9 protein-coding genes, 1 tRNA gene and 2 pseudogenes are annotated in these 13,924 nt (G+C 64.6%); 4 read left to right on the top strand and 8 right to left on the bottom strand.

The features are described from left to right. Positions 1–9: 9 nt before the first annotated feature. The 4 genes and pseudogenes from HUT10_RS15055 to HUT10_RS15070 form a co-directional block, all read right to left on the bottom strand. Positions 10–3,282 (bottom strand): phosphodiester glycosidase family protein, encoded by a 3,273-nt coding sequence (locus tag HUT10_RS15055; RefSeq protein ID WP_176177834.1) that lies wholly within the window; start codon positions 3,280–3,282, stop codon positions 10–12. A gap of 126 nt (positions 3,283–3,408) precedes the next feature. Then, on the bottom strand, positions 3,409–4,122 hold the full coding sequence (locus tag HUT10_RS15060; RefSeq protein WP_176171786.1) for a maleylpyruvate isomerase family mycothiol-dependent enzyme: 714 nt from the start codon (positions 4,120–4,122) through the stop codon (positions 3,409–3,411). Positions 4,123–4,174: 52 nt separating this feature from the next. Next, entirely contained in the window at positions 4,175–4,585 is a 411-nt protein-coding gene (gene ndk / locus HUT10_RS15065) for a nucleoside-diphosphate kinase (protein WP_176171787.1), read from the bottom strand. Positions 4,586–4,707: 122 nt separating this feature from the next. Next, positions 4,708–5,505: pseudogene (locus HUT10_RS15070) on the bottom strand (alkaline phosphatase); the annotation flags it as partial. A 270-nt stretch (positions 5,506–5,775) separates the two neighbouring features. On the opposite strand from HUT10_RS15070, the gene HUT10_RS15075 reads away from it, so the two are divergent. The 3 genes from HUT10_RS15075 to HUT10_RS15085 all read left to right on the top strand — a co-directional run bounded on the left by HUT10_RS15075 (position 5,776) and on the right by HUT10_RS15085 (position 8,962). Further along, positions 5,776–7,626 (top strand): hypothetical protein, encoded by a 1,851-nt coding sequence (locus tag HUT10_RS15075; protein WP_176171788.1) that lies wholly within the window; start codon positions 5,776–5,778, stop codon positions 7,624–7,626. Next, a complete protein-coding gene (locus HUT10_RS15080; RefSeq protein WP_176171789.1) occupies positions 7,620–8,207 on the top strand; it encodes a hypothetical protein in 588 nt (195 codons plus the stop codon). Before HUT10_RS15075 ends, HUT10_RS15080 begins: the two co-directional genes overlap by 7 nt. 449 nt (positions 8,208–8,656) lie before the next feature. Beyond that, positions 8,657–8,962 carry a hypothetical protein gene (locus tag HUT10_RS15085; RefSeq protein WP_176171790.1) on the top strand — a complete coding sequence of 102 codons (306 nt, stop codon included), beginning with the start codon at positions 8,657–8,659 and terminating at the stop codon, positions 8,960–8,962. A 261-nt stretch (positions 8,963–9,223) separates the two neighbouring features. Here HUT10_RS15085 and HUT10_RS15090 read toward each other — a convergent pair whose 3' ends face one another. The 3 genes from HUT10_RS15090 to HUT10_RS15100 form a co-directional block, all read right to left on the bottom strand. Further along, a complete protein-coding gene (locus HUT10_RS15090) occupies positions 9,224–10,330 on the bottom strand; it encodes a hypothetical protein (RefSeq protein WP_176171791.1) in 1,107 nt (368 codons plus the stop codon). A gap of 452 nt (positions 10,331–10,782) precedes the next feature. Next, positions 10,783–11,100 (bottom strand): hypothetical protein, encoded by a 318-nt coding sequence (locus tag HUT10_RS15095; protein WP_176171792.1) that lies wholly within the window; start codon positions 11,098–11,100, stop codon positions 10,783–10,785. Positions 11,101–11,804: 704 nt separating this feature from the next. Beyond that, on the bottom strand, positions 11,805–12,650 hold the full coding sequence (locus HUT10_RS15100; RefSeq protein WP_176171793.1) for a hypothetical protein: 846 nt from the start codon (positions 12,648–12,650) through the stop codon (positions 11,805–11,807). 164 nt (positions 12,651–12,814) lie between these two features. Here HUT10_RS15100 and HUT10_RS15105 point away from each other — a divergent pair. Next, positions 12,815–12,882 (top strand) — tRNA-Asp (locus HUT10_RS15105). A gap of 169 nt (positions 12,883–13,051) precedes the next feature. Here the strand turns inward: HUT10_RS15105 and HUT10_RS15110 are convergent. Further along, a pseudogene (locus HUT10_RS15110) lies at positions 13,052–13,810 on the bottom strand (alkaline phosphatase); the annotation flags it as partial. Between the last annotated feature and the right edge of the window lie 114 nt (positions 13,811–13,924).

The raw sequence follows: 13,924 nt of genomic DNA on the forward strand, positions 1-13,924 counted from the left end.
CCGAGCGGATTACCCGCGTACCGTCACCACCAGTGTCCGCGACACCCCGTTGACCTGCACGGACAGCCGCGCCACCCCCGGCCGCAACGCCGTCAGGACACCCGAATCGGGGTCGAACGCGACGACACCCCGGCCGACCGTCCAGTCCGCGCTCACCGGGTAGGCCACCGGCACGTCCCGCGTCCCCTGGCGCACCGAAGCACGCACCGGAGCGCGCTCCCCCGGCGCCATCGACGACGGCCCGGTCAGCGTCAGCGCGTCGACGTTCGGCCGCGTTTCGAACCGCACCGGCTGGTCCCGGTCGGCCGGGTCCACGCGCAGCAGCGTCCAGCCGACGAAGCCGCCGTCGCCGGGCGCGGCCGCGGGCGCCTTGCCCGAGTTGCCGTTGACCAGGTACGGCACGCCGTCGACCCGCGACAGCGAGAACACGCCGGCGTGCGAAGCCACCGAAGCCGCGGGCTTGCCGGACGCCTGCTCGAACCCGGTCAGCCACTGCGTCAGCAGCTTCGCTTCCTTCCGGTCGCCGAGCTGGGAGTTCCCGGTCGGGCTCGGATCGCTCACCGGGTGGTGCATGGCGACGACGACCCCGCGGATCGACCGGTCCGCGGCCGCGGAGTCCAGCGCGGTGCGCAGCATCCGGACCTGGTCGAACCCGCCCGCGCGCAGCGAGCCGCGGGAGGAGTCCAGCAGCACGAGCCGGATGCCGTGCACGTCGGCGACGCGGTGGGTGACCCCGAACGCGGCCTGGAAGTTCGCGAGCCCGTTGCCGCCTTCGGCCTCGTGGTTGCCCGGCAGGTAGTACCAGGGCACCAGCTCGCCCAGTTCCTCGGTGATCACCTGCCTGGCCAGCACGAAGTCCGGCGCCGTGCCGCGGTCGACGAAATCGCCGTTGAGCAGCACCAGGTCCGGTTTCGCGGCGACGGCTTCACGCAGTGCCCGGCGGGCCTGGGCGACCAGCGGCCCGGCCGGGTCGTCCGCGGTGAACTGCGCGTCGCTGACCACCGCGACCCGCAGGCCGCCGGTCAGGACGCCGTCGGTGACCAGGGCCGGGTCGTGCGGGGCGGGGTCGGCGGGCACGGCGGTCGTCGGCGCGACTTCGAAGGTCAGGTCGTCGAACACCAGCCGGCCTTCGTACTGCTGGTCCGGCACGTTCTCGACGGCGTAGAAGCGCGCCAGGCGCTGGCCCGCGGGCAGCCCGGCGGGGATCGCGGCCGTGACGTACCGCCAGCCCGTCCAGTCCACGCTCAGCGAAAGGTCCACAATGGACGCAACGTTGGCCGCGTCCCGCAGTTCCGCCCGCAGCCAAGCCCCCTTGCCGTCGCCGTCGACCCACAGCCCGAGCTTCTGCGTGCCCGCGGGGACGGCGAGCGGCGTGGACGGCGTCACGTAGGCCGCGCGCGTCGCGGTCGTGCCGGTCAGCCGGTAGTCCAGCGCGAGCCCGGCGCCGCCGTCGCGGCCGGGTGCCGCCGACAGCGCCGCGCCGACGACCGCCGGGTACACCGTCGCCGTCCAGCCCGCCGGGCCGTCCAGCGGCGACGCCACCTGCGCCACCGTGCCGACCGACGCGGCGAGGTGGGTGGTCAGGCCGGCTGCCGAAGCGGTGATCGCCGAAGCCCCGGACGCGGTCAGCGCCGTCACCTCGTAGCCGTCGCCCGCCGGCACGACCTTCACCACGGAGTGGTCGTAGTCGAGCTTGACGTCGTCGGGCTCGAGCCAGGTGCCGTAGCCGTCGGCGTCGTAGCCGTAGACCTTGAACGTGCTCTTCGCGCCCACGGCCGACAGCGCGACCTGCTCGGTGCTCGTCCCGAGCCGGATCGCCCTGCCCAGCACGGAAAGCGTCGTCTTCCCCGAGGCGCGACCGGCCCTCGCGACGACGTCGACGCGGCCCGCGCCGTGCCCGGTGACGACGCCGCGGGTCACCGTCGCCCGCCAGGGCACCGAAGTGCTCCAGCGCGGGTCGGCGGCGACCGCGGCGCCGGTTTCGTCGTGGCCGTCGGCGACCAGGTGCCGGGTCAGGCCGGTCAGCACGCGGTCCGCGCCGTCGGCCACCACCGCCGGGGCCGGCGCGAAGCCGGTGAGCCGGCCGCTGCCCGGCACGGTCGCGAAGCCGATCCCGTTGGGCACCAGGCGTTCCCCGCCGTCGGACGGCGCGTTCCGGACACTCGGTGCGGCTTCGCCTTCGGTGCGCGCCAGGAGGGTCGACGACCCGCCGCCGTCGAGGTTGATCGCGTCGTCGGCACCGAGGCTCTTCATGTGCCGCGCGAGTTCGAGCTCGGTCATCCCGCGGCTGTCGGCCTGCCGCCCGTCCACGGTGGCCAGCCACAGCTTCCGGCCGTCGGCGGAGAAACCGACCGCGGTCCGCGGGTGCATGGCGACGTCGTCGACCGGCTGCACGACGCCGTCGCGCAGCAGGACTTCGTTGCCGCCCACGGCGACCGCGATCTTCCCGGCGTCCGAACGCGGCGCGTAGGTGACGGCCACCGGGTCACCCGGCTTCACCGCGGCGAGGGCGTCCGCGCCGGCTTCGCGGGCCAGGAGCAGTGTCGTGCCCGCCGCGATCGGGCCGGCCGCGGGCTGCTCGCGCGTGGCGGTGACGACGCCGTCGCGCAGCTCGACCTCGCGCACCCGGGACGCACCGGCGACCGACGTCTGACGGCCCGACGCGCCCCACAACGGCGTGTAGACACCGATCGCGTCCGTGCCGAGGACCGGGCTGTTGAAGTTGGTCGCCCGCACGGTCCCGCCGGGCAGCGTCACGCTCGCTTCGAGGAAGACCGAAGCCAGCTGCGCCTTCCCTGCTTCGGTGATCGACGCGGTGAGGTTGTGCCCGGCGGCGGGCGCGGTCTGCAGCTGCCCGCGGTCGATGCCGACGCCGATCGGCGCGCCGGTGGCGTTGATGTCGAAGAAGTCGCCGTTGACGCCGGCCACCGCGCCCGCCCGGGTGACCTGCTGCGACAGCGGCGTGCGCGCGGAGACCGTGCCGGGGCTCAGGTACGTCGGCTTCAGCACCTTGCTGCCCAGGTCGACGGCCAGGGTGTCGCCGCGGATCCAGCCTGCCGGGTCGAACCGGTCGAACTGGGTCAGGTTCAGCCCGGGCGCGACCTCGGTGGTCGCGCTGCCGGTGACCAGGCCGTCGTCGGGGTCGGCGGCGGCGAAGGCGCTCGGGCCTTCGTGGGCCGAAGATGCCGCGGGCGCGGCCTCGACCGGCGGCGTGCCGAGCGGAGCATCCAGGCGATCGGCGGGAACGGCGAACGCCGTCGCGAACAGGGCAACGAGCGGCAACGCGATGCGTGACTTCTTCACCAGGTACCCCAGTATCGAGTGAGAGCGATCCGCACCAGCACAGCGCAGCGGCACGGCCGGCGGAAGGCTTCCCGGTGAACGCCGCCTGAATGGTCTAGAACACCCTCACGGGGTCAGCGGTGCGGCGAGCAGCGCTTCCGCGGCCTCGCCGGTGATGCGCGGGTCCGGCCCGGTGCGCTTCCACAGGCGCAGCAGGAGATCGCGCGCGGGCGCTTCGACGGTCGCGCCGTCCGGAACGGCCGGGCCGAGCGCGGGCGGCTCGCCGGGGTGCACGGTCCAGACGTCACCGGTGTCGGTGGCGCGCAGGGTGACCGGCCCGGGCAGCTGCGGCACGGCGTGCCAGCGCGTCACGCGCGGCAGCATCGCGCCGAGGACCTCGTCGACGCCGTCCGCGGCGACGGCCGGGTCGAGCACGTGCCCGCTGCCCGAATCGGCGAGGTGGACGGCGGTTTCGTGAACCTGGCGGCGGAACCAGAACGCCTTGGTCTTCCCGGTGCCGCCGAAGTGCCAGCACCGGTCTTCCGGGACGGCTTCGGCGAGCGCATCGAGCAGGATTCCGGCGCTCTCGGCGTACCAGGGGGCCAGCTCGGCGTCCGGTTGCCGCTCGAAGTCCTGCGGGCGGGCTTCACCCGTGGTGACGACGGTGGCGGCCCAGCGGTGCACGTTGCCGAGGTGGGTGCCGAGGGCGGCCAGCGTCCAGCCCACGCAGTCCGGCACCTTCGCCGCCGGGTCGCCGGTACGCAGCCGCTCGGCGAAGGCACCGGTCAGCTCGCGCAGCACGGGCAGGTACTCGCGGGCGGGGAACGGCATGGTCGTCATGGGGTCTCCCGGGAGAACCGGGGCCGCGCGGAGGGCGCGGCCCCGGCGCCGATCACAGGTCGGGGAACCAGAGCTTCAGCTCGCGCTCGGCCGACTCCGGCGAGTCCGAGCCGTGGACCAGGTTGTACTGGGTCTCCAGCGCGAAGTCGCCGCGGATGGTGCCCGGGGTGGCCTTCTCGACCGGGTCGGTGCCGCCGGCCAGCTGGCGGAACGCGGCGATGGCCCGCGGGCCCTCGACGGCGAGCGCGACCAGCGGGCCCGAGGTGATGAACTCCAGCAGGTCGCCGAAGAACGAACGCTCCTTGTGCTCGGCGTAGTGCTCCTCGGCCAGCGCCTGCGGAACGGTCCGCAGCTCGAGGGCGGCGAGCTTGAGGCCCTTGCGCTCGATCCGCGAAACGACCTCGCCGACGAGGCCGCGCGCGACGCCATCGGGCTTGACCAGGACCAGCGTGCGTTCAGTCACGACGGTACTTCTCCTCAATGATCTTTTCGGGGGTCCGGGTGGCGAAGCCCCCGGCTCGGGGCGAGGCCCCGGATGTCCCTTGTACGTGTGGTTTCGGTGCGCGTGAGCGTAGCCGACCCTGCTCAGCGGCCTTGCGGGTGCAGTGTCTTCGACCACAGCGACGCCCCGGTGGCGTCACGGAGGTCGACGGTCAGGTCGCCGCTCGCGCCGTCGACGTTCAGCTCGCCGAAGTGCTGGAAGCCGTCGATCGGGGCCGTGTTCGCCGCCGGCGGGGCGTGCACGAACACCGCCTGCGGGCCGAACGTCGGGTCCAGGGTGTTCGGCCCGAACGCGCCCGCGTTCAGCGGGCCGGACACGAACTCCCAGAACGGGTCGAAGTCCTGGAAGGCCGCCCGGTCGGGTGAGTAGTGGTGCGCGGCCGTGTAGTGGACGTCCGCGGTCAGCCAGACGACGTTGCGGACGCGGCGGCGCTGGATCTCCCGCAGCACCCACGCGAGCTCGGTCTCGCGGCCGCCGGGTGCGCCCGGCAGGTTGTTCGCGACGGCTTCGATGTCGGCGCCGTCCGGGACGACCAGGCCGAGCGGCATGTCGGCCTGGACGATCTTCCAGGTCGCCGTGCTGCGGCCCAGCGCGTCGGCCAGCCAGCGGGCCTGGGCGTCACCGAGGATGTAGCCCGGCTTCGTCCGGTCGGCCGTGTTGGCGTTGCGGTAGGTCCGCATGTCGAGGACGAAGACCTCGACGCGCGAGCCGTAGGTGAAGCTGCGGTAGACGCGGCCGTCGACGGCCCGGCGCGAGTCGATCGGGTGCCACTCGTGGAACGCCTGGTACGCCCGCGGCGCGAGGACGTCGACGCGCTTCTCGGTGTAGGCCGGGTTGTCGATGATCTTGCCCGGGTACCAGTTGTTCAGCACCTCGTGGTCCAACCGCTGTATCTACAGCAGGCGAGCAACTTTGTTGCTTGAGAAAAGAAATCTTGCCAATGCATCCTATCAATAGAGGTACGCATTTGAGGCCAATGTGTGCTCGTTATTATCGGACCAATCGACGCGAACACTTGCAGCCGCCCCCGTCAATAACCACGGAAGACAGGATTCGACGGAAATTCACCAACTCCTCTCGCTAGAATCAGAGTGCAGTGACGTGTGCATAGACGTACTACACTGTACTTAACCAAGTGAGCGAGGTGAGGTATGCACGATTTCGACCAGGGGAAATGGCTGGTGACGCATATCGATCAGCAGATTGCGACGTTCTACATACCCCTACCCGAAGCCATGGGTTTCCCGAAACTCTCACAACATCAGTACTTCCTAACCTTCGATCGCGAACAAATCGAGTCCCTAAAGAAGACCGACGAAGATATCACACTTCTATCGATTGAGCAACCCGGCAACCCGGCAATAGTACTTTCGAGATCGCAGCACCACGAGATAACTAATTGGTCAAATAAAGCAACGCTGGACAGTTCACTGGTTATTCATCAGGTCGAGGCGCTCCCATGGGTGCGAATGGGACTTGATGCCGCCCTATCGGTCTGGCAGTTCAACTCATCGAAGAATTGGACGAATGATACGAGAATGCGCCCTGTCACCATGCTGCGCGAACTCGAAGAGAATCTTCTCGAAGATCCCACTTTTGCCGGCGGCAGCGTAGTAACAGTAGTCGAAGCAGCCGTCCCCTTGTATTTACTGGGAGAACTCGGCGATTTACCTCCAGTGATACAACAGTCCGAAAACTCCGATCACACAACGAACCTTGCACGTCAAACCCCCCTAAACTTTTGCCGTCTCACAAAAGAGGATTTCAATGATATACTGTACGATCGTTTAATACTTGCATTCAATACGGCAGTTAACAATATTCAATCGCTCCAAAAAGGCTACCACGCCGTCACCCGTGAACCGGTGACATTGATCACCCGTGAGCGCGTCCCCTTCACCGTGCCCGTTACGCTAAGGAGGCTTCGCGACATTGGAAATTCGGCGATCACTCCAAAAAAGTGCCTACTTGGCGTAAACGCAAATACTTGGCACGTAAACCGACCGCGTGAACTGACGCCCGATGAAATAAAAAATGTCTCATGGGCACAACATGCGATCCTAAAAGGCGCTTTCAGTGCACACCTTGACCTCCATAGAGAGGCCGACGCTGCATTGAGACGACATGGCGATACTCGCGCAGGCGCTTTGATGGCAGCACTTGCCGCTGAGGCTTTATTTGACGATCTTCTCCTCTATCTGCAATGGGAGGAGGGCAGCAGTCCGGAAGAGTCGGCCAAGCACTGGATAGCTGGACTAGACAGCCGGATAAAACGTGAGTTCCCGCGACGACTGGGAGGAAACTGGAGCTTTAAGCAGAAAAATATTATTGCCAACTGGAATACAAATGTCGCAGAATTACGGCACCGTATCGTGCATGGCGGCTACACTCCGACAATCGAAGAGGCTTCCAACGCGTACTCCACCGTCAACAGGCTTACAGAGTTTTTGTGCGATCGCCTTGCCTCTCCCCAACAGTTGAAGAAGTATGCGCGTACCGCGCTAGCCTTGGCGGGAGTACCCGGCTTAGTGAAAAGGGGAGCGTACTCAAAGCGACTGAAAGAGCTTCAGTCTAGCCCCGCTGAGGTTTCCTGGAGTCAGACGTTCACACGATGGCGAGACGCGCAAAGACGGTTGCGTAGAGACAACCTGGTGGAACCACGTAAAGCCGACTCACGATCGACTATCGTCATGGCGGTCCACTTCCCCGACGGTAACATTCGGTGGTGTCTACATGATCGAGTCAACCACTTAGCCGCGCCGGCCGAGGTTTCTTATTCGGCCTTGAACCAGCGTTCATGGGATGGCATCTCTCAGATCTCTTCAAAGTTACAAGCGGAGCAGTCTGGCGAACCTGTCTCGCTTGAAGTCGATGTTCATGACAGCACCGGAGTCCGCCAGGTCGGCCCTTGGCGCGAAGAGTACCACCTCGTACCGATGGCTGGAGTCCTGATTGATAACTCCGACCTTGACAATTGGCCAGAAGGAAGTGAACCTTGCTGACAATCGCATATTGGATCACACAGCAAAACGAAAGCCAGCCAAACACTGGCGGCTCGGCGGCTTGGTTCACCCTACTCGGCGCGGGCGTTACTGCAATTTTCTCACTCGTGGCCGTGCTTGTGAAGTCCTTCACCGACGCTCGGTCGGATGCCAGAAAATACCGCTACGACCTTGAGAAGATAGCCATACAAACCCAGTCTGATCGCAGTGAAAATAGAATGAAGCAAGTACGTGACGTCAATGCTGTTTTTCTTGCTGAGACCGCTAGATGTTATCGCGCGATCGTCGACGCAAGGCGCGCTCGGCGCGATGATCAAGATGATGAAAAGTTCCGCAAAGCCATTCGTAGTATAAGTAGCGAAGGCGGCCAGGTCGCACTTGAAGAAGTTAGACTGATATCCACGCAGGAAATCATTGAAGCCGCGGATATTCTTTGGTCTCACTTACGATCCCACGACGTATCGACAGGTGGCGATCTGTCGTCCACCGCATGGACAGCATGGAAGAGTGAGTTTTGGCGATTGCGTCATACATTGATAGCCGCGGTCAGGTCATTCCTCAATAGTGACTCGCCGACATAGATCTGCGGATCAACGCGAACAGTTCTCACCGTTTGCATGATTGTTAAGCTCAACGACTTTCTTCGCGGGAGATTTGTCGACTGCTCCAGAGTTCCGCTACGTTCGCAGCGTCCGCGATGACCGATCCTCGAACGGAGGAGCCAAACTGGACGGCGGACAAGGCGTCTCACCCGTCCTATCAACCCGGACGTCAGCTTGATTGACGTTAGCGGCTGCCTGTACGGTGTTGTTGGTTGACGCGCTTGGTGGTCGTCCAAGGTATTGCTCAAGCCCTAGCACTCTCTGAAGCCGCGTCCCTCAACCTAATCCGCGCCGGCCCGGCCTGCGCGCTGGCAGCATGATGCCGCCGACCAGGACAGGCGCGAGCCTCGATTGACCGATGAAGGTCAATGTGCTGATGATCTAACGCAGGACTTGATCCAAGAGGATTCTCACATCACTCTAGGTAGATGGATGACAACCTCGCCGACCAGGTCAAGAAGCTACGCGACACCATGCGAGCAGGAAAAGAGCTGTCCGCACAGACGGCGGAGACCCTCGCGGATCCCGAGGGTGCCAAGTTGCTCGTGACGCTGCAAACCGAGCTTGAGTTGGCCCTTGAGGCCGGCCGGATCAAAGATGCCGAGGTACTCGCGCGGAACCTCGACACGGTTATCGCAGCAGAGCAGGACCTGCGCGCCGCCCGTGTGCAGTCAGCTAAGGCTCACCGTGCTGCTGTGAACGCACTTCGTAATGCCACCGACGAGACCGGCTGATAGTCCTACCAGTAGGTGACCTCTCCACCGCGGACATGTGAAGATTCTCTAGCGCAGCGGAGGCATTGGAATGATTCGGGATGACATCCCGATTATTGCCTTCAAATGCCCCGGCGTGGTCTATGCGAAGTACGCGACTGGCCACGACGGATTTAGTTATCAGACACAGGGCGGCGACACGGTGTTCGTGGTCGCGCTTTGGCAACCATTATGTGACGCCCTGCGCATGGTGACTGGCTGGTCCATACATGGCGATAACACTCACAGCCGGGCGGCATAGACCTCCTCCTGCAAGATGGTAAACGCACGTTCCATCTGAGCTCGAATAATGTCCCAGGACTGCCGTGCGTCACGCAGCGGAAAAGGCAGCCCGAGGTGTTCATGCGCCTGGATCAGCTTGGCGGAAGGTTTTGGGTGCTGAGCTGAATTGCGCAGTTCTCGTACTGCATCGAACAAGTCAATAGCGCGCTGCACCTGGGATTGGTCGATCGTCGGCAGGGCTTGGACTATATGACCAAGGAGCCGTCCAGCCGCATGTGCGGGCTTGTTGCCGGGTACGGCCAGACCGCCAAGAAGTTCACCAAGAGCACTGAGACCCTCCTTCAGGTCAGCTTCTGTCGCAGCATCCTGAGCAAAGAGAGCCGTGCGATCGATCGCCGGCTTTTTGACCATCTGCTTCTTCAGCACCAGCTCACAAGTAATATCGAAGTTGGTGATCGCCTTGGCGAGGGCCCGAGGATCATGGTACTCAGGCACCAGCACTTGTGGTTTGGGACTGGCCGCGACAGCGATGGCGGTCAGGTAGTCCTCGACGACGCGGAAGTTTGCGTCGGTGAGAAAGCTCAGCACGCCCACGACATCGGTGGTATCTGTCATACGATTCACGCGCATACCCAGCCATTCGAGCAGGGCTATTTCCGCGGCCCACGGCCGGATTTCATCTTTGCGTCCAGCCGCCTTCAGAGCCTCTGAAAGAGTCGCCTCAGGATCGGTGACAGCGAAGGGGTACTCGTCAATACGATCACGAACCTCGGATAGAGCGCGAAGGTATACGAGCAGCGCATCGATGATCTCCATCGCAAAGTGATCTTTGACATGGAAGAGTCCAGCCACAGTGAGGCGCACTCGCGTATCCGGACGTAGCGCACCATAGCGGTCAAACGAGACGGCCGCATAGTGCGCCGTGTAATCTTCCCGTTTGAGGGTGGGGAAGGATAAGAGCACCTCGGCGGCATCCAGCCCCAGCTTGCGCATCCTATGCTCAACATACTGGTAGATCGGAAACTCCTGATGCTCAGCGAAGAGCGGCCAGACGATGTTCAGCAGTTGCGACTGCTCGTCGTTCGGTGGCTCCAGAAGAACGCTCATGGGTGATCACTCCTGTTGGTGCTCAGGCTGGCAGCATGGGCTCGACCGAGGATACGCCGTGCACCAGGACAGCAGAATTGAAATACAGCCGCCAGCCCTGTGATCAGGTCAGCCTCCGCACCCGAACTGGATCCCCGATCCACCCAGCCCCGCCGCATCCCGACCACGAATGACGAACCCTGACCTGCGTGTCACCGAACCCGGCCAAGCACGTAGCAGAGAATTACTTCTACTGGGAACGTGAGATTGAGCAGCCGACATCGTAACCTCAGCAGATCAGAACCGCACCTCTTCGATTCTGTTGATTGAGCGGTACCCAAACGCAGGCAATCGCGTGTTGCTGCGTCGCCCCACTGCTCCCAGAAACCATGCGGGCCGCCGCCGGGCGGGAGTAGCAGCGTGCTGCTGATTGACGTACTTCGCGGTCCGGCGACCTCATTTAGGACGCGGACTTAGGCGTCGGGTTCCGGCGTATTGGGCGGCGTCCACCAGTCCAGAAGCTTGCGGAGACGCTGCACGTTCTCCGAGGTCAAGAGCAGTTCGAGCTTCTCCTCCTGATTGCCGCCGAACACCTTCGTTTCAACTACCAGTCGCCGTAGGTGGCCTCCGAAGGTCGGCGAATACGAGGAGTCGCCAATCATCCCCAGTTTTGTCACCGTCAAGAGTCCACGCGCAGCCAGATCGGCGCCCATGAGGATCATATCGGGCGCGCCGGTGTCGCTGGGAGTTAGTCCGCCGCTGGTCACGAGCCATGGCTCCCCCGCGTCCATGGCCGCCTTATGTTCTGAGCAGACGACTGCTTCAACCAGTGGGCCGTCTGGCGAGCCAAGGTTGATGATCTCAGCGGGTGCCTGCTGGCATCGTAGAACGCCGCATGGCATCGCTCTCCTCCTAAGCTCGCAGGTGCGTTTCCGGCGTGCCAGCGTAAGCCGATTGCTGGGGATGACAAGCCGCCATGCTGAGCGTTGGACGGGAACCCACTAGTGGGTGACCTCTTCGTAGATCTCGTCGACCTGCTCAAATAGCGACGTGCGGCAGCCTTGTCACGATCGGCGTTCGGGCGGTCCCTCGCTTTGGAAGCGTCTTCCCTGGTAACCGCTGGTATGCTGTTGTTAGTTGACGCGCTTGGTGGTCGTCCCAAGGCACGAGCCGTTGTCATATCCGTTATTGACAGCTCCCCGAAGAAATGCCTTGGAACTGAGCTCTTGTGGCATTTCGAAGTCTTGAACGCAGCACAAGCCGCATATCCAGTATGCGCCTTCGTGCGCAGCGTGATGGAGCTTGCGCGAAGCTGGAGTACGGGTGTTACTCGGCGATGAGGGCACACGGCGCACAGGAGGCGAAAACCGGCTCGGTGGTACAGGCTACCTGAGATCTTGCGCTATGGCCCAGTTCAAGCGGTTGGCGCCGTCCTGAATCTGTGCTGTCGATGTGCCAGGCGCTGTCGCTGTCCGATATGGCGATGCAGCATCTCTCATTCGTCCAGCTCTTCCCGAAGCTGCCCGCCGGGCGGTTGCGGAGCCGCTGTGGGCTCAGACTCAACCAGCCCCGGCTTGAAGGCTTGGAGGATGACCATGAAGCCATTCCAGGCGGCCTCAGTCAGCGGGAACTCGCCCTCTAGAATGACCTGCTTGCCGCCGACAAGCGGAATTGCATGACGGCTCATACGAGCGGTTGCCGGCGGGTGATGCATCGGAACCTCAACTCGGCCGGTTGGGGTGTTCCAGACGTCAACTGTCGGCGCCTTGGGGTAGGTAGGTGCAGCGGTGCTCTCCCGAGGGTCATCGTCGCCGTCGTTCGGAGTGTCTGGCACTGTGTTGTCGGCTGAGTCGTCGTCCAGACCCGCAAAGCGAATTGTCGCCTGGTACTGCTTCGCAAACTCTCTGGCGCCAGTGTCAGAGAAGCCTAGTTCGCTAGTCAGATGCCAGTTGAAGGACTCAGGAGAGCCAGTGTTGGCGCCGTACCGCTCCCAGAGCAACCTGTTCATGACTGGCTCTAGCGCCGCTGCGCGGATCTCCTTGTCCCGTACATCCGACGGTGCGGTAAGGATAGCGCGAGCTCGCTGACTGACGGCCGCCTTCCGCTGCCCTTTGGCACCAGACTCGTCAAGCAACCCGAACTGCTTCACTGCCGAGTACGCGGTAGAGGCAGGACCGGTGTTGATGCTCTTGAAGCCCCAGTGCTTGGCAATGAGGTCGATCGGCGTGGGGTTGTAACGCTCCCGGTCATACAGCACGCGGGCGCGCTCGATCGCCTGTTCCAGGTTCAGTGACGGGTACCTGCGCCTCTGCGCACTGGACCGCTGGCCGGTCTCGCTCATAAGTCGACCTCCGGTTCATCAGTGTACCAGAGGAACTTCGACAGAGATGCCAGACCGAGGCTGGCAGTGAAAAATTTTTACTCTGGATGTTTGCAGTGAAGGTGGTAGAGTATCACCGGAGACGTTAGAAGCCCCCGAGCGGCAACTCAGGGGCTTCTGGCGGAGGGGGCGGGTTCGGTAACCAGGGTGGCCTGTCAAGCGTCCCAAGCGGGTTCAACCCCCGTCGCCTCCACCTCGAATCATAGCGCACCGAGGGCTCAGCATGTTCCGTTCAGCACGGGGAAGGCACCCACCATTTCTTCCGGGGTGGTGGGTGCTTCCGCCGCCACGCTCGCACAGGGAACGCCACTAGCCGCGTTATCGCAGGTAGAGCGATGCTAGGCTGTTGCTGGTTGACACGCTTGGTGGTCGTCCCACTGGACGTACGACGGGACCTGCGCGGCGAAGCGCTTGAAGTTGTCGTCGAGGCGGTTGTAGGCGTGCTGGCCGCGGAACTCGTCGAGGGTCTCGGCGACCTTCGACTTCTCCGGCGTGACGACGTTGCGCCAGGTCCGGCCGCCGGGGAGGGTGACGGTCTCGGTGAGCGGGCCGTCGGAGTACACCGTGTCGCCGCTGTGCAGGAACAGGTCCGGGCAGCGGGCGGCCATCGCGGAGAAGATCGTCATCCCGCCGAGGCCCGGGTTGATGCCCCAGTTCTGGCCGACGACGTCGCCCGACCACAGGATCCGGGCGTCGCGGCGGCCCACCGGCGCGGTGGCGAACCGGCCGGTCAGCGGCTCGCTCGTGCCGCGGCCGTCGAGGGCTTCGGCGGTGACGCGGTAGTGGTACTCGGTGCCGGGCGCGAGCGCGGGGACGCGCACCCGGCCGGTGCCACCGCTGTCCGGGCCCACCAGCGGGCCGGGCACGCGGCGGGCGTGCCGGAACGACGGGTCCCGCGCGATCTCGACGACCAGGCGCGACGGCCGGTCCGCGCGGGACCAGACGATCGCCGAACCCGGGGTGACGTCGCCGGACTGGACGCCGTGGGTGAGCACCGGCCGGTCGCGGCGGACGAGCGGGACCGCGGCGAAGGCCGCAGACGGCACGACGAGGCCGGCGGCGACCGCGGAGGCGCCGGTCAGCCCGGCCTTGATGAGGGTGCGGCGGGAGTGTTCGGTCATGCGCGGTTTCTATCCCGCCGCGGCCAACACCGGCTTGCGCGCGGGTGAACGGATATCGGGGGATTTCCCCCATCCCCGCGGTCATCGCCGTCGGTAGCGTGGTGATCACGACAA

The organism is Amycolatopsis sp. Hca4, assembly GCF_013364075.1.
In the GTDB taxonomy this organism is placed as follows: domain Bacteria; phylum Actinomycetota; class Actinomycetes; order Mycobacteriales; family Pseudonocardiaceae; genus Amycolatopsis.